The sequence below is a fragment of the Labrys miyagiensis genome (assembly GCF_030160835.1).
GTDB lineage: Bacteria > Pseudomonadota > Alphaproteobacteria > Rhizobiales > Labraceae > Labrys > Labrys miyagiensis.
Map to the genome: position 1 here is coordinate 15565 of NZ_BSPC01000027.1, position 22015 is coordinate 37579.

Genomic DNA, 22015 nt, shown 5'->3' on the forward strand with positions numbered 1-22015 from the left:
AGCAAGGCCGAGTCATGCGAACCAATCAGGGGTTACAGGTCGGAGCTGAAGCGCTCTCCGGTATTGTCGCGGGTGCGCTGGCCTCAGCTGCCGTTCAGCTCCCATTGATCGTTTGCGGCCTCCTGGCCCTTACCGCTTCGGCGCTGCTTGCAGCCTTGCTCAGGCCCGCAACCACTCAATCGTAGATTTTCGGCCACCGCTAATCCTCATCCTCTTTTCTGGGGATTAGCCGCGCCAAGATAAGGACTATGGTTGGTCACTCGAACATCGTCTTTCTAGTTGGTCTTGGTCGGTTCCAGCCGCGCTAGAAGTACATGGGCGCAAACTCGAGAAGGTCACGACCAAATAAGGCGGCATGTGGCCTGTATGAAAGCTTTTACAGGAGAGAGCGATGGTCGACATATCTGACATGACCGCGCGTTCGACCGTAGGTAACGCGAAGAGTAAAGCCCAAGCCTTCGTTCACGAACTGCGCGCAACTCCGCCTGACAAAACGTTCATACTCGGGAGCAAGCTATGGAATATAGCCGTGGACGCGTCATCGGTTATCGTCAAGCCGCTGCAGCATCCCGTTCGCAACGAGTTCATGTACAGCCTTGGGCAGCCCTTCGGGGGTACAACTGCTTTTATCGAGCAGTTTGACGGAGACGATGAATTACTTGAGCGAGTGGAGTGGACCGTTTTGACATTAGGTCAATACGACGATTTACCTCTCGAAGTTAGCTCAGCCAGCTCATTGAATGCGATACATTGGGACAATACAAGTCCTGAGTTGCCCAAATTCCCAGTGTGGAAGCCGCAAAACGGTACCGTCGTAATCCCCCTTACCGCCACTTGGGTCGATAGCGGGGTATTACACACCTATACATATCAAATCTTTAAGGAAGAGAGCACAGCCCAAGGCACGGAAAATTATGTCGACGTCTACATTTCAGCGGACGTGGGCGGAAAGATTCCCGTGCTCGATGTACTTACAATTGACCTAAAGGCAGGTGTCAAAACTGGGCATAAAAAATACACCAAGGAAGAAACAAAGAATGCTGTAAGAACGGGTACGCAAGTATCTCGTAACTTCACAGTCCAGAAGGTCGGAAGGCACTGTCTGGTCATGTCACCTCGAAATGTAACTCCGCCGTATGGGTCTGCCGAGATTGTGGACGTCGCTATCGTACAATTCGGATATCAGATTATACCTAGGGAAGGTGGGGATACTTTGGGTCCTTATTGGCCCTGGTACCATCTTAACGGCACAGAATTCCCGGATATGGCCTACAATCAAGCAGAAATGCAGCTAAAGAAATTGATGGAAGACTCCGCAATAGAGATTGCGAAAAAGGCACATCTGTAAAAGCAGGCCCGGTTTACGCTCAGCGTCTTGTCGTCATACTGCCGTCGCCGCGCCGATTGCCTCTGGGGAGGGCAAGACCACGAGCGCAACATCCGGCAACGGCCGCCGCAGGGCCTTCGCCTCGTTCAAATTAGATCCGGCTCATCCGCAAAACCATCCTCTGATGATGACCGTATTCCAGGCTCGTCGATCGGATCCGCCACATCCGGCACATTGTAGCCTGGGCTGCTCACCTTCCTCGATATCGGCCACACCGCCATGAACCTACGGTCCCTCCCGCGTGAAGGGAGCGCTCTCTCAGGAACGAATAGGCAGATCGGTCGAAGGAATCCGCTCAGAGTAGCATCAGCGATCGGGCCTTCGGGCTGGAGGGGTGCTTTCGACGTGTTTGGAATGCGTCTATTGGGCTGCGGCTGGCGCCCCGATGCCTGGTGGTGGCGATAGATGGTCCGGCGTCGCCTTCTGAAAGTTCGCACAGCCAGGCAAGACGATGGCGATGCCGAGCACTGTGATGAGCTTCATGGTGACCTCCATCGACTACCGATTAATCGTGACCTTCTAGGCTTTGAGCCGCACGAAAACCCACCACATCATAGCGTGCCAACGGGTCCATCGGGTGCAGGCCAAACAGCTCATGCTCGCGCCAACCGAGTGGGTGTCTGCGAGGTGGGCAGCGAATGCCCGCTCTCACAAGTGGGGCGCAATTATATACGGGTATTGATCTAACCCAGTTTGTTTCAAAAACTTGATTACGACCTCGCGTGTCAATAGGATGGGGAGCATTGGCTGCCGATTTTGACTCCAAACTTGCTTCAAGCGGACTGAAGCTTCGCGAGCTGGCGGCGCAGCTTGAGACGACGCATTCAAATCTCAGCCGACTTCCTAGCGGTGCTCATTGTTTGGCGGAATTATTCATGGTCGTGTGTTTGTGGATGAATAAAGATCCACGCGTTTATTTGAGCTAGTGCCTCTCCCCAACAGACGCCCTAACCCCCGGACTGGCGTGCGTCCATAGCGGGCGACAACTGCAATGAGACAAAAACCCCCCGGCCTATCGGGCGAAGGCCGGGGGTGCCCATCTCGGGCGCATGATCTCTGGCAGGTCATGAGGGGCAATTTGTATGACCCCCATCACACTTTACTTCAGGGTGAAGTGAGAAGTTGACGAATTTACCCCACAACCAAACAAAAATGGCCAGCTTTAGGCCTGGATGGGCGCCTGCCGATTACCAAAACCCTGGCCGTGTGGCTGGCCACCCACGGCCTAATTGTTGTTTTTCCTTCAGCCGCCGCTGTCGATACCACCACCTCTTCCGCCCTTCCTATGCCTCCCCTCCGGCCATTGGTTTTTTGTGTCGGAGGCCCCAATAAAGATCCCAGAGCAGTGAGGTGCGGGCAACGGGGCACATCCTAGCCGTGTATGGATCGCATAGCCCCATCTGGCGGGCATATCGCTCATCCTCGACAATCGCGAGCTGATAGCAAACGAAGCAAAGGCAAACTAGTAGGACGGCGATCACCAGATTTCTCATGAGGGAACCCCAGTCGACTTCTTCAAACTGACGCCCGCGGCGACGATGATCAAACCATTTTATGGCAGAGGCAGCACAGCATTGGTTAAGGCGTTACCGAGCACAGCATTTTCGGCTTCAAGACGGAAGAGGCGGCGCAGGCCTTCCAGGAACGCTTCGGCGGCTTCAGGATCGAGCCGACCGAGAAGGCGCGCCGGTGCGCGGAGGAGTGGTTGAAGGCAGAACAGGAGGCTGCAGAAAAGCCTTAGCTAGCTACTGTCGGCAACGAAAAACCCCGCTCGCATGGGGCGAGCTGGGTTGGGCAAAGCTTATTTGCCAGATAGGCAGCCTGACGAGCGTGCGGACACCCCTACGCGGCGTCGCGAATGACCCAAAGTGGTGACAGACCTCTTGGTCTTATCCTTCAAGAATCGCTACGCTCGACCGTCACTTCAAAAATCTTCGGCAGAGAAGGAATCGGCTATGGCGGATAGCGATTTGTTTAAGAGGGGTCTCAAGAAGCGGAAGCAGGTGCTCGGCGAGAAGTATGTTGATGCAAATCTCGCCAGTTCTGATGAGTTCATGATGACGTTTCAACGGGCCGTTACCGAATTGGCTTGGGGTTACGCGTGGAGTCGTCCCGGCCTTGACCAGAAAACTCGCAGTCTTCTGACACTTGGAATTCTCGGAGGGCTCGGCCGTTTTCAAGAGCTTGGCATTTACATAAATGCGGCGCTTGCCAGCGGTGCAACGGTCGATGAAATCAAGGAGGTGTTGGTTCAGATTACCGTCTACTGCGGCACACCCGCAGGTCGTCAAGCATTCTTGGCAGCGCACGACGCCCTGAAGCGTTCAAAGGAGTGACGACTTGCGGCTCCTCTACGGCCATTAAATGATTGCGTACGGCAAAGTGAGGCTCAGATAGGATGGTGACTAACGAAGCTCCGGACAACGGCGCCTTGCCTCGCACCGTCGGTTTGGTGGCACTCCTCAATCTTGGTTATTTTGGGATAGAATTGGGCGTGGCGCTCGCCATCGGCTCGGTGTCGCTATTCGCAGACAGTATCGACTTTCTCGAAGATGCCTCGATCAATCTCTTGATCATTTTCGCCTTGGGTTGGACGGCTCGCAATCGGGCAAGAATCGGTATGGTGCTCTCAGGCATACTGCTCGTGCCCGGCCTCGCAACCCTCTGGACGGCATTGTCACGCCAGCTTCGGACTTGCGATCTCGATGACGGCTCGGTCGCCAAAACGATGCATAAAATCAGCTACAGGGGGTATCGCTTCCCGCCCGAGATCATCCAGCAGTCGATCTGGCTGTATTTCCGATTCACTTTGAGCTTTCGCGACGTCGAAGATTTGTTGGCGGAGCGCGGAATAACGGTTTCTTATGAGACGGTCCGGCGCTGGGTGAACCACTTCGGGCCGATGATCGCCGCGGATCTGCGCAAACGCCGCCCCAAGCCTTGCACCACCTGGCACTTAGACGAGGTCTATCTGAAGATTGCCGGCCGTACGGTCTATCTGTGGCGCGCTATCGACGCCGAGGGTGAGGTGCTCGACGTATTGGTGCAGTTCAAACGAAACAAGCATGCCGCCCTTAAACTGATGCGCAAGCTTCTGAAGAAATATGGCTTCGTCCCCGATCGGTTGATCACCGAGGGTTTGCGCTCCTATGGAGCCGCCGCCCACGATCTCGGGATTAGCAACCGCCATGCGAGCGGTCGGTGGCAGAACAACCGAGCCGAGAATTCGCATCAGCCAACCCGCCGAAGGGAGCGCAAGATGCAGCGCTTCAAGAGCCCGGGCTCAGCACAAAGATTTCTCTCCGCTCACGCCGCCGTCTTCAGCACCTTTAACGTCCAGCGCCACCTCACCTCTGCCCCAACGCACCGCGTCTTGCGCGCTGCGGCGATGAGAACGTGGCGCGAGGCGGAGATGGCTGCTTGAAATTACAAGAGCCGCTGCCTCTTCGCGCATTTTTCGTTAGCAACGTGACAATGCCGATCATCCCGGGAAGATTCGGCCAGCGGCATCCCGTTATCGCCGGCTGACATTCATCCTGGTGTGGCGTACAGTCGCAGCCTGAATGGGCCGCGTCCAACCGTGGCTGGCACCTTTTGAGCGCCCCTCACGGCCGCGGCCTCTCGAAACAAGTTCGGGAGTGGGGATATGACGATCAGAAATCCTGTCGAATGGGGCATTGATCTCGTCAAGGTCACCGTCCATGGCGTTGGCGAGATCGGCCACACACTGCATCGCCCTGCGGCGGAATTCGAGAAGACCGCGCCGGTCGTCCGCCGAATCGGTTTTTCCGACCTCAGGGCGGCCCTTACGAAAGGATTCGAGGACTTCGGCGCCTATAGGACAGACGTCATATTCATCGGCCTGATCTACCCGCTGGCAGGCCTGGTGCTCGGCCAGCTCGCCTTCGGCAACGACATGCTGCCGATGATTTTCCCCCTCGTCTCGGGCTTCGCCCTACTCGGCCCGGTCGCCGCCATTGGGCTCTATGAGATGAGCCGCCGGCGCGAAAAAGGGCTTGAAGTTACTTGGGCCCATTCGCTCGATGTGATCCGCTCGCCGAATTTCGGCGCCATTCTGGGCCTGACCGCCATTCTGGCGGTCATCTTCGTGCTGTGGCTCGGCGTGGCGGCGCTGATCTACCGCTTCACCCTCGGTCCCGGCATACCCGTCTCCGTCGGAGCCTTCATCTCCGACGTCTTCACCACCGGCGCCGGCCGGGCGATGATCATCCTAGGCGTCGGAATTGGCTTTCTGTTCGCCCTGGTGGTGCTGGCGATCAGCGTCGTCTCCTTCCCAATGCTGCTCGACAGGAAAGTCAGGGTCAGCACCGCGGTGCACACGTCGGTGGACGCGGTGAAGGCCAATCCCGGCCCGATGCTCGCCTGGGGCTTCATCGTCGCCTGCGGTCTGGTGCTCGGCTCGCTGCCCCTGCTCCTCGGCCTGATCGTGGTGATGCCGGTGCTCGGTCACGCGACCTGGCATCTCTACCGCCGCACGGTGGAGTGAGAAAGGGCCGAGACCCGACTTGCTCGAGGATGTTAAGCGCGGCCTCGCTCCCGCTTTGCCGTCGCAATCACATATCGTGCTCGTTGCCGAGATTGCGAAGGGCGTTGGCGTAAAGCGCGACCCGATCCCTCCCCCACTTCGGGCAGGGTGGCATGGGCAATCGAGGTCGGCTGAGGCCTTGTGGAGCAAGTTGTCGGCATATGTCCCTAGCAGCCTCTCGGACTGACCTTGTCGATGACGAGGTGGCCAGCCCGCTCTCGTGGTGCGGGAAGAAATTGACCGAGAATCGGCGCGTGCGGGGGTAAAGCGCGATTTTCGGGGCTGTCGGAGCCGCTCATCGGCCATACCCGAATGAGATGCCGGATCAGGCGGGCCGCAGGACGAACATGCGCTTGAGGCTGCAGGCCATGGTCACGAGGGTCCACTCGCCGCGAACCTTGTCGAGGCCGCGCATCGAGAACTGCCGGAAGCCCAGCACGGACTTGATGATGCCGAACATCGGCTCGACTGTCTGCTTGCGCAGGGCATGGAGCCTCTTGCCTTTGGATGTCTGCAGGCGGTGGGCCATGGCCTCGACGGGGGTCGGCTCGGCCGGAGGCGGCGGCACTTCGGCCAAGCGTTCGCTGAGCGGCGGGTAATGGGTCTGGCGCCCCTGGGCGATCAGCGGCTCGAGGCCGGCAGTCCCGCAGGCATCGACATTGGTGCCGCTGAAATACCCGCTGTCGGCCAACAGCGTCTGGGGCCGTCCCAGGTCTGCCGGCAACGCCGATAGCTGGACGATCATCGGTCCAAGCTGCTGCTTGTCGTTGGGCGCTTGCACCACTTCGGCCGCCACCACCAGCAGGCTGCCGGCGGCGACCACGGCCTGCGCATTGTAGCATTGCTCGAACCCGCCGCCGGCCACCGGCATGATGCGCGAGGCCTCGTCGGTCAGATTGATCTGATCGGTGGGCGACGGCTCCGCGGCCGGCGGGGACGGCGGCTTGCCGCCCGGCTTCTTGCCGGTCTTCTTCTCCTTGGCCTGTCGCGCCGCAAGCTTGGCCTCATAGTCCGCCTGCTCACGGGCATGGCGCTCCTTGGCACGCGCCTCGATCTTCGCCTGCGCCTCGGCCAGCTTGCCCAACCGCTCCTCCCGCCGCGCCAGTTCTTCGGGGATCGAAAAGCCATCGGGAAGATCGGCCTGATCCGCAGCTTCGGCCTTCGCCATCAGGGCGACCACTTCCGCCTTCAACTGCGCTTCGATCTTGCCGGCATGCTCATAGGACAGCGCGCTTTGCCGGCTGGCATTGGCTTGGATCTTGGTCCCGTCGAGCGCCACCGTCCCCAGCTTCAGAACGCCCATCTCGCGCGCCAGCAGCAGCACCTGTTCGAACAGGCCCTTGATCTCATCGAGAAAGCGCCGCCGGAACGCGGCCAGCTTATCGTGATCGGAATGATCGTTCGCCGCAATGAACCGGAAGGCCACCGAGACATACGTCGCCCGCTCCAGCTTGCGGCTCAAAAACACACCCGTCGCGTAGCCATAAACCAGGAGGTCCAGCAACACCTTCGGGTGATAAGACGCCGAACCCGAGCCGCGATAGCTGCCGCTCATCGCCCGCAAGTCCAGCCCCTCGATCACTTCCACGACAAACCGCGCCAAGTGCCGCTCGGGCAGCCACTCATCCACCGAAGGCGGCAGAAGAAAGCCGGTCTCACGATCGACCATGCGGAAGTTGGTCATCGCACCGCCGGCACAAATGAAGCAGAATCAACGCCTTGATCTTAGCCGATATCCGGCCATCCGCTAAGTTCGACAGGCTGCTAGGAACGGCCCTTCTCGAAGGGGCGCGGCGGCAAAAAGGCGGCATTCTTCCCGTCAAGATAGTCGGCTCTAGAATTTCGACCGCAAAACCGCAAAAAGAGCTAAGATGTGCTTGGCATTCGCTCGGACGCTTCGCGCGCGCTCGAATGCCGGGAGGAACGGGACATGGCCGTAGCGCTTGTGCTCGTTTTGATCGTTGTGGGCTCGGTGTTGTTCCACTTCCTGAGCCCGTGGTGGTGGACGCCGATTGCCTCGAACTGGGGCTATATCGACAACACCATCATCATCACCTTTTGGATTACCGGCGTCGTCTTCGCCGCCGTGGTTCTTTTCATGGCCTATTGTGTCTTCCGCTTCCGTCATCGGGAAGGGAACCGAGCTGCCTACGAACCGGAGAACAAGCGGCTCGAATCGTGGCTGACGATCTTCACCGCGGTCGGGGTCACGGCGTTGCTGATTCCCGGCCTGTTCGTCTGGAGCCAGTTCGTCAACGTCCCAAGCGACGCAGCCGAGGTCGAAATTGTCGGCCAACAATGGCAGTGGAGTTTCCGCCTGCCCGGCAAAGACGGCAAGCTCGGTAGATCCGACACCCGCGACGTCACCGCTGAAAATCCGCTGGGCGTGATCGCCAGCGATCCCAATGGCCAGGACGATATCGTGGTCGAAGCGGCCGATCTGCATCTGCCGGTCGGCAAACCGGTCAAGATGCTGCTCCGCTCGATCGATGTGCTGCATGATTTCTATGTGCCGGAATTCCGCGCCAAGATGGACATGGTCCCGGGCTCGGTCAGCTATTTCTGGTTCACCCCGACCAGGACCGGAACTTTTCAGGTCCTGTGTTCCCAACTTTGCGGCCAGGGGCATCCATTGATGCACGGCGTGGTCGTGGTCGACACGGAGCAAGATTACCTGACCTGGCTCGGCCAGCAGCAGACTTTCGCGCAATTGTCGGCACCTCAGAAAACAGGCTCGGCAGACCAGACGCCGGACAAGACGATGGCGTCAGGTTTGAAAATTGCGCCAAAGCTCGAAACGGTCGGGTCTCGCTGAAAAGAACACGGAGGTGTTCCTATGGTCGATATCACGCCTGTTGATGGTATCCCGCCGGCCGAAGTCGCGGAAATGGAACTCTACCATCCGCACAGCTGGTGGACGAAATACGTCTTCTCGCAGGACGCCAAGGTCATCGCCATCCAGTATTCGGTGACGGCAACGGGAATCGGCCTGGTCGCCCTGGTGCTATCCTGGCTGATGCGGCTGCAGCTCGGCTTCCCCGGTACGTTCAACTTCATCACTACGGAAGCCTACTACCAGTTCATCACCATGCACGGCATGATCATGGTGATCTACCTGCTCACCGCCCTCTTCCTCGGCGGCTTTGGCAACTATCTGATCCCATTGATGGTCGGCGCGCGCGACATGGTCTTTCCCTATGTCAACATGCTGAGCTACTGGGTCTACCTGCTGGCCGTGCTGGTTCTGGTGTCGAGTTTCTTTGCGCCCGGCGGACCGACGGGGGCCGGCTGGACGCTCTACCCGCCGCAAGCCATCATGAGCGGCACACCAGGCGGCCAGGACTGGGGCATCATCCTGATGCTCTCCTCGCTGATCCTGTTCATCATCGGCTTCACTATGGGCGGCCTGAACTATGTGGTGACGGTGCTGCAAGGCCGCACGCGCGGCATGACAATGATGCGCCTGCCGCTGACCGTCTGGGGCATCTTCACCGCGACCGTCATGGCGCTGCTCGCCTTTCCGGCGCTGTTCGTCGCCAGCGTGATGATGCTGCTTGACCGCGTCCTCGGCACCAGCTTCTTCATGCCGGCGATCTCCGAGATGGGCCAGCAGCTGCCGCACAATGGCGGCAGCCCGATCCTGTTCCAGCACCTGTTCTGGTTCTTCGGCCACCCCGAGGTCTACATCGTGGCGCTGCCGGCGTTCGGCATCGTATCCGACCTGATCAGCACCCATGCACGCAAGAACATCTTCGGCTACAGGATGATGGTCTGGGCCATCGTCGGCATTGGCGCGCTGAGCTTCCTGGTCTGGGCGCACCACATGTATGTCAGCGGCATGAACCCCTATTTTGGCTTCTTCTTCGCCACCACGACGCTGATCATCGCCATTCCGACCGCCATCAAGGTCTACAATTGGGTGCTGACCCTATGGCGTGGCGACATCCATCTCACCATACCCATGCTCTTTGCCCTGGCCTTCATCGTCACCTTTGTAAACGGCGGGCTGACCGGGTTGTTTCTCGGCAATGTCGTCGTCGACGTTCCGCTGGCCGCCACGATGTTCGTCGTCGCCCATTTCCATATGGTCATGGGTGTCGCCCCCATCCTCGTGGTTTTTGGCGCGATCTACCATTGGTACCCGAAGGTCACCGGCCGGATGCTCGACGAGACGTTGGGCCGGTTCCATTTCTGGGTCACGTTCCTCGGCGCCTACCTGATTTTCTTCCCCATGCACTACCTCGGCCTGATGGGCGTGCCGCGGCGCTACGCTGAACTGACCGACATGACTATCATGACGGAGTCGGCCCACCACCTGAACTCGTTCATCAGCATCATGGCCTTCATCGTCGGCTTTGCCCAGATGGTGTTCCTGTTCAATCTGATCTGGAGCATCCGCCATGGCCGCGAGGCCGGCGGCAATCCGTGGCGGGCCACGACCCTCGAATGGCAGACGCCACAAACACCGCCGGCCCACGGCAATTTCGGCAAGGACCTGCCGATCGTCTATCGCTGGGCCTATGACTATAGCGTTCCGGGCGCCAAGGAGGATTTCATCCCGCAGAACATGCCGGGCTCCTTCGGCCCCTCGAGGGAGCCGGCATGAGCGTCATCCTGGTCTTCCTGTTCGTCATCGCCGGCTTTGCCGGATGGTGGCTTTCACATCAGGGGCTGATGTCGAGGCCATGGCTCGAGCAAGGTCTGGCCGGCGATTTTGTCGCCCTCGACCGGTCAGCGCTGCCAGCCGCCAAGATCGGCCTCGGTGTCTTCCTCGCCGTCGTCGGCTGCCTGTTCGCGCTCTTCACCAGCGCCTATTTCACGCGGATGGCGGTGTCGGACTGGCAGCCGCTGCCGCTGCCGCGGCAGCTCTGGCTCAACACCGGCGTGCTGGTCCTGAGCAGCATAGCCCTGCAATGCGCTTCGGTCGCGGCGCGCAGGGGCCAGATTGACACGGTCAGGCTCGGCCTTGCCACGGCCGGGCTCACTGCGCTCGCCTTCCTGATCGGACAGCTCATGGCATGGCGGGAGCTGGCCGCCGACGGCTATTTTCTGACTTCCAATCCGGCCAACAGTTTCTTTTACCTGATAACCGGCATGCATGGCCTGCACATACTGGGTGGGCTGGTGGGTCTGGGCAGGACCACCATGGGCGCATGGAAGGGAGCACGGCCGGAGCGGCTTCGCCTCGGCGTCGAATTGTGCGCCATGTACTGGCATTTCCTGCTCTTCGTCTGGCTCGCCGTCTTCGCCCTGCTGGCCGGTTGGGCCGCGACGTACATCGACATTTGCCGACAGTTGCTGACCTAAGGGGATCAAGCGGATGGCAGAGACGCCCACGCATATCGGTCAGACAGAGCCACGGCCCGCAGGCTGGCATGGCATTGCCGCCGACTGGTCCTCGGATCAGCGCGCGTTCAAGAACGTGTCCTGGGGCAAGGCCATGATGTGGATCTTCCTGCTCAGCGATACCTTCATCTTCGGCTGCTTCCTGCTCTCCTACATGACCGCGCGCATTTCGACACGCGAGCCGTGGCCCAATCCGAGCGAGGTCTTTGCACTCCGTATCGGCGGCTCGGATATCCCGCTGATCCTTATTGCCATCATGACCTTCGTGCTGATCTCAAGCAGCGGAACAATGGCCATGGCGGTCAATTTCGGCTATCGCCGCGACCGTCGCAAGACCGCAATCCTCATGCTTCTGACCGCGGCACTCGGCGCGACCTTTGTCGGCATGCAAGCCTTCGAATGGACCAAGCTGATCACTGAAGGGGTGCGGCCCTGGGGCAACCCTTGGGGCGCGGCACAATTCGGTTCGTCGTTCTTCATGATCACCGGTTTCCACGGCACCCATGTGACGATCGGGGTGATCTTCCTGGTCATCATGGCGCGCAAGGTCTGGCGCGGAGATTTCGACACCGGACGGCGCGGCTTCTTCACCAGCCGCACGGGCCGCTACGAGAATGTCGAGATCATGGGGCTGTACTGGCACTTCGTCGATCTGGTCTGGGTGTTCATCTTCGCATTCTTCTATCTTTGGTGAGAGGCAGACATGGCTGAAGCAACCGCAAACGGCGGCGGACAACACGCACGTCATGCTGGTCATGCACATGAAGCGCCGGCCGCCGCCACCCATGCCGACGTGCACCAGGAGCATCCGATCAAGCTCTATCTGGTGGTCTGGGCATGGCTGTTCATCCTCAGCACATGCTCCTACCTGGTCGACTATTTCGGCCTTCACGGCTATCTCAGATGGTCGCTGATTCTGATCTTCATGATCCTAAAGGCAGGGCTGATCGTCGCCGTCTTCATGCACATGGCCTGGGAACGGCTGGCGCTGGCCTATGCGATCATCCTGCCGCCGATACTGGTGCTGGTGTTCGTGACAATGATGGTCCTCGAAGCGGATTACACACTTTTCACCCGGCTGGCGTTTTTCGGAGCCGGACCCTGACTCGCAATCCGCGGACTTTGTCAACGGCATCTCAAGTCAATAGCCGGTGGTGCTGCTTGCCGTCCGGCCCTGGCCGGTCGCGCCTCGAAACCATCGGCAGCTGGCAACGGCACCCTCGCCGGTGCGGTGGGCAGAACTCCTCAACTCACCGATCTGGCGGGCGGCTCCACGACCTTGCGGTAGACATGCGAGGTGGCGTGACTGAGGATCGGCAACATGACGGCCAGCCCGGCGAACACCGGCAGCGAGCCGATGATCAGGGCGACGGCGACAATCAGTCCCCAGACAGCCATGGTGATCGGGTTCGCCAGCACCGCACGCACCGAGTGTGGCTGGCTTCGTAGGCGCCGACGTCGCGGTCGAGCAACAAGTGGAAGGCGACGACCATCGTGCACAACACCACCACAGCGAAGACGAAGCCGATGGCGTGGCCCAGGATAATCAGCGTCCAGCCGCGTCCGGTGGCGAATATTTCGTTTATGAAGCCGGATGTCGATTCCGGTGGCGCTGGGCCGAAGAGATATTGGTAAAATAGCTGCGCCGTCAAAAGCCAGGTGATGAAGATTGCAAACAGCATGTTCCCGACCGCCGCGATGGCCGGCAGCGCCGGAGAATTCCTGACGTCGAAAGCGTGCCTCCAGGAGGTGTCGAGTCCGGCTTCCCGTCTGCGGCTGATTTCGTAGAGGCCTATCGCCGCGAATGGGCCAATCAGCGCAAAACCAGGGACCAGTGGAAACAACAACGGCAACGCATTACCGCCCGAAGTCCAGGCGGCGAGCACGACGCCCACGAGCGGATAGATCAGGCAGAGAAAGACGATGTGCGGCGGTTTGACCATCAAATCGTCGACGCCCCGCTTGAGCGCGTCGAAAAGGTCGGAAACACCGATTCTTCGAATATTGGTATGTTACGGCGTCTCGCTGGCGCCTGCTATCACATGAAAGCTTGCCATGACCGTTCCTCCAGACAAAGTCCGGTAAGGTCGCGGGTTCGCTGTGCCGCGGTTCTGCATGACTGGCCATGCAAAACCGCGACCTGCACCGCAACCAACATACTCTCTTGCCAGAGACTTGTCGCCCTTTGTCGGAAGAACTCCGGCGGTCTGGCTAGCTCTGGTGGTCTTTTTTTCGATATTCTCGTACAGCGCCGCACGCCCCTTTTGGGCGCGCAAAGGACGCTGTACCACATTGATTGGCGCACGATCCTGTCCGAAAATCGATCCCGATTTTTGGGGTCATGCGCCTGGTCAAAGGTGAAGGTCATGGACGGAAGGACGCTTCTCATACTCGGCCTTGGCATAGTCGCCCTGCCGATCTGCAATGCCATCGTGATGTTCGAGCCGATCCTGGTCTGCATCGTCTTCAATGCAGCAATTACAGACCGGCCGTCTCGACCCGGCGAGTATTCCGACAACAGCGGTCATGCCGTCACCCTCCGGTTGACATGAACGCTCGCATTGCGATGGTGTCGGCAAGCAGTATGGCAAAGATCGCGAAAAGATAGAAAATCGAGAAGGCAAACAGCGCCTTTGCAGGCTTCATCTCCTTGTCTGGAACGACTAGGACCTTCCGGGCGTGCCAGATGAAACCCGCGCCCAATGCAGCCGAAACAATTCCATAGAACCCGCTCGTGAATCCGAACGCCCAGGGCAGCACGCCGATTGGCGCCAGGAGCAGTGAATAGGCGAGTATCTGTCTTCTGGTCGAGGCCGGACCGGCCACGTTCGGCATCATCGGGATGCCGGCGGCTGCGTAGTCGCCGACCTTGAACAGCGCGAGCGCCCAGAAATGCGGCGGCGTCCACAGAAAGATGATCAGGAACAGGAGGACGCTTTCAATGCCGATGGCGCCAGTGGCGGCAGCCCAGCCAATGACAGGAGGAAGGGCACCCGCCGCGCCGCCGATGACGATGTTCTGCGGCGTCGAGCGCTTCAGCCACATCGTATAGATGACGACGTAGAAGAAGATGGTGAAGGCCAGCAGCGATGCGGCAAGCCAGCCCACCAGCACGCCGAGCGTCATGACCGAAAGCGCGGAAAGCACCAGGCCGAAGCCGAGAGCTTCACCCGGCGTGATGCGGCCCGACGGAACCGGCCGCTTTGACGTGCGCGACATCAGCGCGTCGATGTCCGCGTCATACCACATGTTGAGGGCCCCGGCCGCTCCCGCTCCGATCGCAATCGCACCGATTGCAATCACGGCGATGACCGGATTCATCGCGCCAGGTGCCACCATCAGGCCGACGAAAGCAGTGAATACGGCAAGCGCCATAACCCGCGGCTTCAAAAGCGCGAAGAAATCACCCGCCGTCGCTTCCGAGAGGCGGATGCCGGTATCCTTGAGGCGGTTTCCCCTAGTCGACATCTCGGACCGATGGAAGCTGGCAACCTGGGCCATGATCCCGAACTGAAGGCGCACGAGCGAAAACTGAAACCCGGTTTTTGCTCACGCGGCCCTTGGTTCGGATAAGATCACGGTAAAACAAGAGGTTAGACGCATGGCGGAGGAGCCATGTCACTTGGAGAACGTTTTCAGATAGGTGATGACGTTGGCCACGTCTGCATCGTTCTTGAGGCCGGGAAACGTCATCTTGGTCCCTTTGACCATGGCCTTGGGATCGTGAAGGTAGGTCGTCAGTGTTGGTTCGTCCCATTTGACGCCGGATTTGCCAGCCGCAATCATGGCATCGGAATAATTGAAATCCGGATGCGTACCGGCGGTGCGGCCGATGACGCCGTGCAGCGATGGACCGATCTTGTTCTTGTCTTCGTCCGCGATGTGGCAGACCTTGCATTTGGTGAAGACCTTCTCGCCAGCCGCAGTATCCTGAGCCTGCGATGGATTGGCGGCGAAGGTTGCAACAACAGACACGACGGCGAAAAACGCGACCAAGCGCATGACTTTTCCTCCCTGATCGTCAAATGTGCCTGAGACGATCTGCGCATGCCGGTTCCACCAGCAATGCGCCTTGCACGGCAGAACAGATTATCCGCTTCTCCCCATACGGAATTGCGGCACCTATATACCACGGAATCTGGCCGGCAGGTAGAAGAGGTCGACCGTACAAAGGTTTAGGTGGTTAGCGCCGGCTCGAGGTACATCCGCGTTGCAGGTGCCGGCAATCTGTGTCAGAGGACATCTAGCCGCGAGAATCCCGAAGTGATGTCACGAAAAATCCATCAAATCTGAGAATCTGTAAGCGAGCGTCTTCTCAGATATCCTGTATATTTGAGAATTCTATCGGCACGGAGTTCAGAAAGCTTACCGACGATATTGTGCCTTAAACTGGCTTCTTGGCCTTGATTAAGGCTCCGGAGAGCTGATGAAGCGGCATCATTTCAGCCCAGCACTTTAAAGCGGCGGACACATTATCCTGCCCGACATTCCACAGAAACATCGGATCGGCCAATTTCGTGAGGTGTCCTGATTCTCAGATAAGATGTCCTTAGCCAAGCTCTTTCTCAGATTAAATGGATTTTCTCAAATTACCTGTTTTTGCTTAACTCGTTGATATCGCTCAGTTCAGATTCTCACAGCTAGATGTCCTCCGACAACCGGCGGTCCGCGATGGCTCTCAGTAGGGTATACGACGGTAGCTCAAAGCGGCGCCAACCGTGTTCCGGCAAGACTTGCAATCATGACCAATACATCAAGCCAGATACGCATCAGAAATAGTGCCGCGACCTCAACGACGGTCGGCATTTCCGACCTATGGTTGGGTCGATACGAGGGGCAAGAACTAATGCCCTACGTTCAGAGGAACAGCGCCGGCGCAATAACCGGCGTCTATGCCAACCTGCAGGTTGGCTATGCCAAAGAGTGGCTCGCGCCCGATGATCCTGCGGTTATTACGTTCCTGACGCCCGGCCCTCCCGAAATCCTGACGCGCTGGCAGTTTTTCGCGGTGGCTGCTCTGAACGGAATCATCACGCAGCAGGAGGCCCAAGCGGCGCTGACCGGCACAATGCCGGCGAAGTTCACGGCCTTTATCGCCTCCATGCCAGCAGATCAGCAGTTTCCCGCCACCATGCTGCTGACTGGTACGCAGGAGTTTCACCGACACCACCCGTTCGTTGAAGCCTTCCTGCACGCGAACAGCATGACGAGTGCCCAGGCTGATGCGATTTGGACGCAGGGGGCAGCGCTTACACTCTCCTAAGAGCTGCCGGCTGTCGGAGCGCGATTTTGAGGAAATCGGAATACTTCCTGGGCATATCCCTTCCTGACACCATATGGATAACGTTCCTTCTCCATCAACGGGGCAGGGGCATCTGCGGCGATCTGAGAAACAGTATATGCATTTGCTTCGTGATTTATTGACAGGAAGATGGGCGTCGATGCGATGATCTTGCGCCAGTAACCCCGCGCAACATCAATGCCGAATTCAGTCATAGAATCGGGCATGCCTCGAAAGTAGTAGCAAGCTCTGATTGCAACAAGACGGCGTGCAGTAACCTCCGCGTGATTATTTATGGAGACTGCGACTCGTCGCGTCATTCCCACGCGTTCCGCGCCACTCCGGCCGGAGTCATCAGGAAAAAGAGGAGACCCGGCTAGACCTGGGGGGCTCCCGTTGGAACGCGGGGGCCGGGCCTCCTGCTTCCAGGGAATTCAGCATTACCGAGGAAGCATGTAAATTCAGCAACCCTTGAATTAGCTCATCGTTAGATGACTTCCATTTCAAGACATTACGCGGATCATAAGGGATCAGATTGCTCCATCAGGGAGGCTGTCGACCTTAATTTCCTGATTGTGTTTTAGATAGAGCAACGTAAATGGCGCACAGCTAAAAATAATGATGGCTGTCTTGGTTTGTCGTTGAGTTCAAACTTGCACGCTATAGCGTGCACGGGGCTCAACCAAATCGACTCTGACTGGTTCGAATTTCTCAGCGAATTCGGTGCATAACTAGCGCATTTTGCCTTTGATTGCTCACGCACTCCTATGAATACTGATGAATTCTGGCGCACGCTCACACGCGTGATTCGGAGGCCTTTCCGAGAAAGCTTCGACACCAGCGTAATCGGTGAGCTCTGTGCGCAATCCAAAAAGGAGCGCAGTATGGCCACAAAGAAACGATCAGAGATAACCCCTGAGGAGTTCGAGGCAAGGCGGACTAAGCGGCTGGCCCGAAATGCAGCTTGGAGGGCCAGAAATCCAGAGCGCATGAAAGAATACCAACGTCGCTGGGGGCAACTAAACATCGAACGAGAGAATGTGCGGCGTAAGCTCTGGAAGGATGCCAATCCTGACAAGGTAAGAGAGGCCAAAACGCGATGGAACAGAGCCAACAAGGCATCGCACAAAGCCTGGTGGGATGCGCATAAAGAGGCCATCAACGTCGAGCGCAGAAAGCTATATTGGGTCATTAAGAACAGGGCGGCTGCTAATAAGGCATTCGGCGAAGGGCCGGCAAAGCTAAACCAGAATGCTGTCTACGCGAGGGTGAATGCGGCTGTGAGCCGCGGCTTGCCGGATTTTGTGCGTGACGACGTGATTGCCGAAATCCTTCTCGCCGTGCTGGAGGGGACACTTAGCGTCGATCGGATTAAAGTGGAGGCCAAGGCTTTCCTTCGCGCCCATAACCTCATGTTCGACCAATTTGGAAGCGTGTCTCTTGACGCACCGGTGCCGGGCACCGACGGTCTGACCTATGGCGATCGGCTGACGTATGAGGAGGAGACGGGCCTCCGACCGGCTTCTAATCCGGCCACGGATCCCCGCGCCTGTGGCGACATTTGGGGCATCACAGCTGCAGTGTGTCACCAGTTTAGCAAGCGTCACAATGTCATGGCCGCCAAACTAGGCGTCAGATCGAACCAAATTTGGTTTCACTGGGAAATCGTCCCGATCGTAGGTGGCCTGGATCGCCGCAAGGTTCATCAACGAATTTCCTTGTGTGCCAACAATCTGGGCCTCCAGTTGTCGATGGGAGCCTGCCCAATCGACGATGACAGTGAGTACGGCACGCCACATTGGCATTTCTTCGACTGTTCCTCCCCACCGCATGTCACCCCAACGTTCGGGGCCACCCTCATCCTGGCCAGGAGCAATGAGCTCCACGACCTCGTTGTAGTCGATGAACATTTAAGACCGCCGAGCGCGCAATTGCGTTTTCATGATTACTCGCTCGATGAGTTACGTTCGAAGCACGTGCATGAACGAAGCATGACGAAACGTGACCGCAAGCGCTATCGACCTCTTTGATACGAACGATGCAATAATCACTTTGAGCATTCGCAAAGTCCCAAAGCTTTTTTAAGGCAGTGCATTCAGTAAGCTAAGGCCCGCCAGCTAATTCATTCATCCTGTCGTTCGAAGAAATCCGAGGGATCTTTTTCTAACCATTTGCACAACGCCAAATAGGCCTCTTTTGGGCATTCAAAGCCTGCAAAAAGACGATGGAGCATGGCAGCGGGGATATCAGTCGCTGCTGCTAGATCACGCGTAGTTAAACCTTCGCCGTTGAGCTTGCTATGAACGCTCACGACAACCGATAGCTGGTTTATATGAGGTTGGCTTTCTGGCATGGGTACGTCGATCTTGCCTCTGCGAAGGAATTGTTCGCTGCCTGGATAACAGAATTTCCTACATAAGGTTGCAAGAGGGGCAAACTATTATCTGGCAAGGACTGCTTTAACATATCCCGCGAAAAGGTGAGGTCTTCATCGCGCTCACAGATGATCTGTGCCTCCCACTGTCGATGCTATCCACCCAATCGATAATGACCGTCCACGCTGCCCGCCTGAGCCACGAGGCTGACTAATTCGAGGTAGTCAATAGCCAGAGGCTGCCAAAAGGAGAAAGTCGCAGCGTACCAAGCGCCACCGCATCGTGACGGGATCGTAACTCCGACGGGGGTTTGAGGCATTGCGGCGCGTCGAGCAGTATCCCTCTGCCTAACTGTTTTTTCAGGTCTGTCTGAGATACTTAGGCCGCAGTTCCTAGCGACGGGTACTCACGATCCTATGACAGCCACAAACTCAGAACAGCTCGGAAATTCTGTCTCAGTCCAGGAGGAAGCAGGGCGATGGATTGTGGCCGTCGATGACGAATGTGGTCCTGTCAGCGTCCACACCTTCGACAGCAAAGATTTTGCCTTCGGCTTTGCCCGCGCCCAGCGCGTTAAAATATGGCTTGAGGATCAATACCCAGTCGAACCGACAGATGTTCCGGTTATGGGCGGCGTGCATGGTTCCTCAGAGCTTGATTGACGTCCAAGCAGTGGCGGCACCTGCCATCGGCTGCCTCCAGCCCGGTCCAGCCGAGTGACGGCTCCAGGTCGGCAGTGCCACCAACTGGTCGGGCCGTCTCGATTGGTGATTCAGCCAAGCTAGCTCGGCTCGTCGTGCGGAGTGCCGAGAGAAGCGATCTGAAAATAGAGAGCCAGCCGATTTCGATAACGGAAGCTGATACTTCCGTTATCCAAGGTGATGTTTTGTGCTCAGAGCGTGAGCTGAAGGGCCTTTATTGATCGTAACCGTAATCTGGTTCGGAGCGCCTGAACCCGAAGGCACGCAGCGGTAGCCTCTGTTCGTCGTAAGAACCGTTGCCATAGTTATAGCGGTTTTCGTCGTAATAACCGTTGCCGTAGTTATAGCGGTTATAGCGGTTCGGGTTCTGCGCCGGATGATGCCTGGTCCAATCCGTAACCTTGCAGCCGCCCTGGCTGGTCAGCTTAGAACCTGGAGGGCAGTAGCCGCCGTGATATCGGATCGAGATGGTTGAATTCGAGCCAGAGGGCGTAATCGGAGCGGCTGGGGCTGCTAATGCAGAGGTCGTAAGGACCAAGCCTGCGGACAGAATGCCAACCTGCAGTAATCGAGACATGTTCGCCTCCCTTCTTGGAGCGGGCACCCGCATAGGGTGCAAGAGGTAAATGCCCAGGGGAAGGAAAAGTTCCGACAGATAATGCCGTTCTGACCAATAAAACGTGTTATTGGCGATCCATCAAAAAATAAAGGACGATTAATTTGAAAATAAAAAATCAGATATCTGAAAAATGGGCGGCATATCTATCTGAAAGGAGTCTTTTAAAATTAGTAAGTCACCTCCCCTTAAACCATCAGATTTCGATAACCATTCGATTCTGTATTCGGAGTGGTATGGCTATCTGATAGGTCAGAGCTCACAACACAATGAAATATCTGGAGATATTTACTTGAGCGACGGTCGCCGTCTGTGAGATGGCCAACGATTTAGGAGACGATGCGACGAGGCCAATCGCGTCCTTTGCCCGACCTCCGAATACAAGAAGCCGCCGCCCGAAGGCAGCGGCGCAAGCCGTGGAAGTCCGCGTCCGGGTTTCATTAGGAGCCTTCGATTACCTTGGCGCTCTTCTCCTTATCAAGGAGCACCCGGACCTGCTCCACCCAATCCGGCGTACGCTCCTTCCAGTCGTGCGCCGCCCACATCTCGATGAGGTTGGGCGCACCCGTCGCTTCGCCCATGTAGATGTAGATGGCGTCCTCGCCGTCGACCGTGACAGTCTCGTTGACAGCGCGATGCATGGCGAGGAAGGCGGCGGCATCGAATGGCGTGATGCGAGCAGCACAAGCCAAAGCACGCTGTGTGTCGGCATAGCTGGTGTCGGCGGCTTCTGCGGAGTTTTGGGAGCTGTTCATCTTGCTTGCACCTTCTCGGACCTGGGGGCGCCAAAGCCGCACATCGTAACCTCTTCCAGCGTCGCCGGCCACTCCGGCGGCACATACCCAGGCTCGCCGTCGTCTTCCCCGTCGCATGGAAAGTCATCGGCTGCGCTGTCGTCGTCGACATCCTCGCAATGGGTGCCCGCAGTTCACCACATTGTGGAGGTTGCCAAGAGCGCCGGCTGGACAGAGCTTGAGATTTGTCTGGCGCTCGTGGAACTCGCCGATCATAAGATCCTTTCTTCCCAGGCAAACAGCGACATCGCCGAGGCTATCAAACAAGCTGTGGCTCGGTGGCGCAGGCGCGACCCATTTCTTTGAGGCCCGAGGAGGCGGCATCGATGCACATGGAATTTCAAGTGTTCAAAGCTGGGACGCTAATCTTCACCTCGACGATCAAACTACCGGAAGCCGCGCCCGCGGCCCAGGTCAACGAATTCTCGAAGGCAGCGGAGATCCAGTTTCGCAAGGCCCATCCCGATGTGAGTCTGACCGACGTCGATGTGATCACGCGCTGGGTCAAGAGCGAGCAATCATTTGGTCTGTGAATGATCAGGCGGAGCCCCGGCCGATTAAACCGGGGCAGGGCTGCGCTACGGCGCAGGGTGCATATGCATAAGAAATTTCAGGCCTCAGCGATGCTAAGTGGCTGTCGTCGAAGCCAGCATTTGCAGTGAAAGTCTCAAAGCCTAGAGTGGCATTCGATCATCTGGAGCGGGATCTTCAACCTTGTCCAGCCCAAGCCGTATGCGCTGGCCTTCGGCATAATTGGCGGCGAATTCGGGACTGTGGAACTCTTGGCTATAGGGCTCTTGGCCTGCCTCGCTCACACACACCCACCATTCGCCGGCCTCTTTGTAAATTAGGATGCTCGATTGTTGAATCGGATGATCTGCGTTCATCGCTGCACCTCTCGTCAACGGACCTTTCAATTGGCTGACAAGCAGATTTGATTCCTCAAAATCGCGAGTTTGACAAGAGGGT

The 22015-nt window shown here is 57.8% G+C and carries 23 protein-coding genes and 2 pseudogenes; 15 read left to right on the forward strand and 10 right to left on the reverse strand.

The window, feature by feature from the left end:
• The first annotated feature begins 391 nt into the window (after window positions 1-391).
• Entirely contained in the window at window positions 392-1348 is a 957-nt protein-coding gene (locus QQL24_RS15740; RefSeq protein WP_284313220.1) for a hypothetical protein, read from the forward strand.
• A 399-nt stretch (window positions 1349-1747) separates the two neighbouring features.
• On the opposite strand, the gene QQL24_RS15745 is transcribed toward QQL24_RS15740, so the two are convergent.
• Entirely contained in the window at window positions 1748-1870 is a 123-nt protein-coding gene (locus QQL24_RS15745) for a hypothetical protein (RefSeq protein ID WP_284313221.1), read from the reverse strand.
• Window positions 1871-3342: 1472 nt separating this feature from the next.
• Between QQL24_RS15745 and QQL24_RS15750 the strand changes: the two genes are divergently transcribed.
• The 4 genes and pseudogenes from QQL24_RS15750 to QQL24_RS15760 all read left to right on the forward strand — a co-directional run bounded on the left by QQL24_RS15750 (window position 3343) and on the right by QQL24_RS15760 (window position 5894).
• On the forward strand, window positions 3343-3723 hold the full coding sequence (locus QQL24_RS15750) for a carboxymuconolactone decarboxylase family protein (protein ID WP_284313222.1): 381 nt from the start codon (window positions 3343-3345) through the stop codon (window positions 3721-3723).
• A 62-nt stretch (window positions 3724-3785) separates the two neighbouring features.
• Window positions 3786-4061 (forward strand): annotated as a pseudogene (locus QQL24_RS36650) (cation transporter); the annotation flags it as partial.
• A 54-nt stretch (window positions 4062-4115) separates the two neighbouring features.
• Window positions 4116-4811, forward strand: a complete 696-nt coding sequence (locus QQL24_RS15755) for an IS6 family transposase (RefSeq protein WP_284313345.1) — start codon at window positions 4116-4118, stop codon at window positions 4809-4811.
• A gap of 222 nt (window positions 4812-5033) precedes the next feature.
• The gene (locus QQL24_RS15760; RefSeq protein ID WP_284313223.1) at window positions 5034-5894 is read left to right on the forward strand and encodes a DUF2189 domain-containing protein; all 861 of its coding nucleotides are present in this window, start codon (window positions 5034-5036) and stop codon (window positions 5892-5894) included.
• A 364-nt stretch (window positions 5895-6258) separates the two neighbouring features.
• On the opposite strand, the gene QQL24_RS15765 is transcribed toward QQL24_RS15760, so the two are convergent.
• On the reverse strand, window positions 6259-7617 hold the full coding sequence (locus QQL24_RS15765; RefSeq protein ID WP_284313224.1) for a transposase: 1359 nt from the start codon (window positions 7615-7617) through the stop codon (window positions 6259-6261).
• A gap of 246 nt (window positions 7618-7863) precedes the next feature.
• On the opposite strand from QQL24_RS15765, the gene QQL24_RS15770 reads away from it, so the two are divergent.
• From QQL24_RS15770 to QQL24_RS15790, 5 genes are read left to right on the forward strand one after another with little or no spacing between them, the layout of a single operon-like run.
• On the forward strand, window positions 7864-8748 hold the full coding sequence (locus QQL24_RS15770; RefSeq protein ID WP_284313226.1) for a cytochrome c oxidase subunit II: 885 nt from the start codon (window positions 7864-7866) through the stop codon (window positions 8746-8748).
• A gap of 21 nt (window positions 8749-8769) precedes the next feature.
• Window positions 8770-10539: a cbb3-type cytochrome c oxidase subunit I gene (locus QQL24_RS15775; RefSeq protein WP_284313228.1), complete on the forward strand. Its 1770-nt coding sequence runs from the start codon at window positions 8770-8772 to the stop codon at window positions 10537-10539.
• Window positions 10536-11240 (forward strand): cytochrome c oxidase subunit 3, encoded by a 705-nt coding sequence (locus tag QQL24_RS15780; protein ID WP_284313230.1) that lies wholly within the window; start codon window positions 10536-10538, stop codon window positions 11238-11240. The genes QQL24_RS15775 and QQL24_RS15780 overlap by 4 nt, the downstream gene beginning before the upstream one ends.
• 13 nt (window positions 11241-11253) lie before the next feature.
• Window positions 11254-11973, forward strand: a complete 720-nt coding sequence (locus QQL24_RS15785) for a heme-copper oxidase subunit III family protein (RefSeq protein ID WP_284313231.1) — start codon at window positions 11254-11256, stop codon at window positions 11971-11973.
• Window positions 11974-11982: 9 nt separating this feature from the next.
• The gene (locus QQL24_RS15790; protein WP_284313232.1) at window positions 11983-12384 is read left to right on the forward strand and encodes a cytochrome C oxidase subunit IV family protein; all 402 of its coding nucleotides are present in this window, start codon (window positions 11983-11985) and stop codon (window positions 12382-12384) included.
• A gap of 140 nt (window positions 12385-12524) precedes the next feature.
• Here QQL24_RS15790 and QQL24_RS15795 read toward each other — a convergent pair.
• A pseudogene (locus tag QQL24_RS15795) lies at window positions 12525-13282 on the reverse strand (DUF2189 domain-containing protein).
• Between the two features lie 363 nt (window positions 13283-13645).
• Here QQL24_RS15795 and QQL24_RS15800 point away from each other — a divergent pair.
• On the forward strand, window positions 13646-13831 hold the full coding sequence (locus QQL24_RS15800; protein WP_284313233.1) for a hypothetical protein: 186 nt from the start codon (window positions 13646-13648) through the stop codon (window positions 13829-13831).
• On the opposite strand, the gene cyoE is transcribed toward QQL24_RS15800, so the two are convergent.
• Together cyoE and QQL24_RS15810 are read right to left on the reverse strand one after the other, a co-directional pair.
• Window positions 13812-14747 carry a heme o synthase gene (cyoE, locus tag QQL24_RS15805; protein ID WP_284313346.1) on the reverse strand — a complete coding sequence of 312 codons (936 nt, stop codon included), beginning with the start codon at window positions 14745-14747 and terminating at the stop codon, window positions 13812-13814. The genes QQL24_RS15800 and cyoE overlap by 20 nt on opposite strands.
• Window positions 14748-14897: 150 nt before the next feature.
• Window positions 14898-15281, reverse strand: coding sequence for a c-type cytochrome (locus tag QQL24_RS15810; protein ID WP_284313234.1), 384 nt, complete (start codon window positions 15279-15281; stop codon window positions 14898-14900).
• 739 nt (window positions 15282-16020) lie between these two features.
• Between QQL24_RS15810 and QQL24_RS15815 the strand changes: the two genes are divergently transcribed.
• Window positions 16021-16542 (forward strand): hypothetical protein, encoded by a 522-nt coding sequence (locus QQL24_RS15815; protein WP_284313235.1) that lies wholly within the window; start codon window positions 16021-16023, stop codon window positions 16540-16542.
• On the opposite strand, the gene QQL24_RS15820 is transcribed toward QQL24_RS15815, so the two are convergent.
• Complete coding sequence (locus QQL24_RS15820) at window positions 16539-16775, reverse strand: hypothetical protein (protein ID WP_284313236.1); 237 nt, start codon at window positions 16773-16775, stop codon at window positions 16539-16541. The genes QQL24_RS15815 and QQL24_RS15820 overlap by 4 nt on opposite strands.
• Window positions 16776-17444: 669 nt before the next feature.
• Between QQL24_RS15820 and QQL24_RS15825 the strand changes: the two genes are divergently transcribed.
• Window positions 17445-18590: a hypothetical protein gene (locus tag QQL24_RS15825; RefSeq protein WP_284313237.1), complete on the forward strand. Its 1146-nt coding sequence runs from the start codon at window positions 17445-17447 to the stop codon at window positions 18588-18590.
• 92 nt (window positions 18591-18682) lie between these two features.
• Here the strand turns inward: QQL24_RS15825 and QQL24_RS15830 are convergent, their stop codons facing one another.
• On the reverse strand, window positions 18683-18913 hold the full coding sequence (locus QQL24_RS15830; protein WP_284313239.1) for a helix-turn-helix domain-containing protein: 231 nt from the start codon (window positions 18911-18913) through the stop codon (window positions 18683-18685).
• Window positions 18914-19420: 507 nt separating this feature from the next.
• Between QQL24_RS15830 and QQL24_RS15835 the strand changes: the two genes are divergently transcribed.
• Complete coding sequence (locus tag QQL24_RS15835; RefSeq protein WP_284313240.1) at window positions 19421-19597, forward strand: hypothetical protein; 177 nt, start codon at window positions 19421-19423, stop codon at window positions 19595-19597.
• A gap of 253 nt (window positions 19598-19850) precedes the next feature.
• Here the strand turns inward: QQL24_RS15835 and QQL24_RS15840 are convergent, their stop codons facing one another.
• Together QQL24_RS15840 and QQL24_RS15845 are read right to left on the reverse strand one after the other, a co-directional pair.
• Window positions 19851-20213, reverse strand: a complete 363-nt coding sequence (locus tag QQL24_RS15840) for a hypothetical protein (protein WP_284313241.1) — start codon at window positions 20211-20213, stop codon at window positions 19851-19853.
• A 479-nt stretch (window positions 20214-20692) separates the two neighbouring features.
• Window positions 20693-21007 carry a hypothetical protein gene (locus tag QQL24_RS15845; RefSeq protein WP_284313242.1) on the reverse strand — a complete coding sequence of 105 codons (315 nt, stop codon included), beginning with the start codon at window positions 21005-21007 and terminating at the stop codon, window positions 20693-20695.
• A gap of 365 nt (window positions 21008-21372) precedes the next feature.
• Between QQL24_RS15845 and QQL24_RS15850 the strand changes: the two genes are divergently transcribed.
• On the forward strand, window positions 21373-21579 hold the full coding sequence (locus tag QQL24_RS15850; RefSeq protein WP_284313243.1) for a hypothetical protein: 207 nt from the start codon (window positions 21373-21375) through the stop codon (window positions 21577-21579).
• A 141-nt stretch (window positions 21580-21720) separates the two neighbouring features.
• Here the strand turns inward: QQL24_RS15850 and QQL24_RS15855 are convergent, their stop codons facing one another.
• Window positions 21721-21933, reverse strand: a complete 213-nt coding sequence (locus QQL24_RS15855) for a hypothetical protein (RefSeq protein WP_284313245.1) — start codon at window positions 21931-21933, stop codon at window positions 21721-21723.
• Window positions 21934-22015 lie beyond the last annotated feature (82 nt).